The organism is Pseudomonas sp. TWI923, assembly GCF_039673365.1.
Classification (GTDB): Bacteria; Pseudomonadota; Gammaproteobacteria; order Pseudomonadales; family Pseudomonadaceae; genus Aquipseudomonas; species Aquipseudomonas sichuanensis.
The window spans coordinates 1-2,392 of record NZ_JBDJLM010000161.1 but is presented as its reverse complement, the minus strand read 5'-3'; the positions used below and the strand labels follow the sequence as shown (position 1 = coordinate 2,392).

General features: G+C 66.2%; 1 protein-coding gene. It reads left to right on the top strand.

Annotated features, from left to right (window positions below; all coding sequences use genetic code 11):
* The first annotated feature begins 84 nt into the window (after nucleotides 1-84).
* The gene (gene yccS, locus ABE459_RS25855) at nucleotides 85-2,268 is read left to right on the top strand and encodes a YccS family putative transporter (protein ID WP_323830456.1); all 2,184 of its coding nucleotides are present in this window, start codon (nucleotides 85-87) and stop codon (nucleotides 2,266-2,268) included.
* Nucleotides 2,269-2,392: the final 124 nt, after the last annotated feature.

Below are 2,392 nucleotides of genomic sequence, written 5' to 3'. Positions count from 1 at the left end.
AAGGCCTCCTGTGTCTCGTGGGAGCGGGCTTGCCCCGCGATGGGCCCCCAAGGTTCTAGTCCGCAAACTGCCCAGCAGGCCATCATGTCATCGAGCTCGTTCCGCCATTCATTGCGTCGCCTGTGGGGCCAAGACAAGTTCAGCTACGCCATTCGTGTGACCATCGCCCTCACCGGCAGCATGGCCTGGTGCTGGTACCAGAACGAGATGAGCCTGCTCATCCCGCTGTTCCTCGGCATCATCGCCAGCGCGCTGGCCGAGACCGATGACGGTTGGCAGGGCCGCCTCAGCGCCCTGCTGGTCACCCTCGGCTGTTTTGCCATCGCCGCCCTGTCGGTGGAGCTGCTGTTCCCCTACCCCTGGATCTTCGCCATCGCCCTGGCCCTGGCCGCCTTCGGCCTGACCATGCTCGGCGCACTGGGCGAGCGCTACGGGGCGATCGCCTCGGCGACCTTGATCCTGTCGGTGTATACAATGATCGGCGTGGACCAGCGCGGCGGCGAGGTCAATGACTTCTGGCACGAGCCGCTGCTGCTGGTGACCGGCGCCGCCTGGTACGGGCTGCTGTCGGTGCTGTGGCAGGCGCTGTTTTCCAACCAGCCGGTGCAACAGAGCCTGGCCAAGCTGTTCTATGAACTGGGCAGCTACCTCAAGCTCAAGGCCAGCCTGTTCGAGCCGATCCGCGGCCTGGACGTCGAGGCCACGCGCCTGGAACTGGCCAAGCAGAACGGCAAGGTGGTGGCCGCGCTCAACGCCGCCAAGGAAATCATCCTGCACCGTGTCGGCAATAGTCAGCCCAACTCCAAGGTCAGCCGCTACCTCAAGCTGTACTTCCTGGCCCAGGACCTGCACGAACGGGTCAGCGCCTCGCACTACCCCTACAACGCCCTCAACGAGGCGTTCTTCCACAGCGACGTGATGTTCCGTTGCCAGCGCCTGCTGCGCAAACAGGGTGCCTCCTGCCAGGAGCTGGCGCGCTCGATCCGCCTGCGCCAGCCGTTCGTGCTCGCCAGCGGCTACCCCGAAGCGCTGGAAGACCTGAATGCTTCGCTGGAGCACTTGCGCGAACAGAACAACCCCGCCTGGCGCGGGCTGCTGCGCTCACTGCGGGCCCTGGCCGCCAACCTGGCCACGCTGGACCGCCTGCTGGGCGCCGCGAGCAACCCGGACAGCCTGGCAGACGCCAGCGACAGCAGCCTGCTCGACCGCTCGCCGCGCAACCTGAAGGATGTGTGGCAGCGCTTGCGCACCCAGTTGACCCCCACCTCGCTGCTGTTCCGCCACGCCCTGCGCCTGTCGCTGGCACTGTCGGTGGGTTACGGCATGGTGCACCTGATCCACCCGACCCAGGGCTACTGGATCATCCTCACCACGCTGTTCGTCTGTCAGCCCAACTACGGGGCGACCCGGCGCAAGCTGGGCCAGCGGATGCTCGGCACCGCCATCGGCCTGACCGTGGGCTGGGCGCTGTTCGACCTGTTCCCCAACCCGTTGATGCAGTCGGCCTTCGCCGTGGTCGCCGGGGTGGTGTTCTTCGTCAACCGCACCACCCGCTACACCCTGGCCACGGCGGCGATCACCCTGATGGTGCTGTTCTGCTTCAACCAGACCGGTGATGGCTACGGGCTGTTCCTGCCGCGCCTGTTCGATACCCTGGTCGGTAGCCTGATCGCCATCCTCGCGGTGTTCCTGTTCCTGCCCGACTGGCAGGGCCGCCGGCTGAACAAGGTGCTGGGCAATACCCTGGCCTGCGCCAGCCAGTACCTGCGCCAGATCATGCAGCAGTACGCCCATGGCAAGCGCGACGACCTGGCCTACCGCCTGGCCCGGCGCAACGCGCACAACGCCGACGCCGCGCTGTCCACCACCCTGGCCAACATGCTCATGGAGCCCGGGCATTTCCGTAAGGAAGCGGATGTCGGCTTCCGCTTCCTGGTGCTGTCGCACACCCTGCTCAGTTATCTCTCAGGGCTTGGGGCACACCGCGACACGGCGTTGCCGGCCGAGGTCCATGAACAGCTGATCGAGGGTGCAGGCCAGACCTTGGCCGCCAGCCTCGACGAAATCGCCAACGGCCTGGCCGCGCGCCTGCCGGTGGCGATCCACAGCGACGCGGAAGAGGCCCTGGCCAATGCGCTGGAGCAGATGCCCGAGGATCTGGACGAGCACCAGCGCCTGGTGCAGACCCAACTGGCGCTGATCTGCCGTCAACTGGGGCCGCTGCGTACCTTGGCAGGGCACCTGATCAAGGAAGGTGAGCCGGGCTGATTGCGGAGTGACCTGTACTGGCAATACAAGGCAGTTGCTCCCGCACAATGGACTTGCACGTCCGCTGTTGGAGCGGCCTTGTGCCGCGAAAGGGCCGCGCAGCGGCCCCAGCAATCTATATGGT

Coding starts and splice junctions, on each gene's coding strand:
- yccS (WP_323830456.1), top strand. CDS start 85: ATGTCATCGAGCTCGTTCCGCCATTCATTGCGTCGCCTGTGGGGCCAA.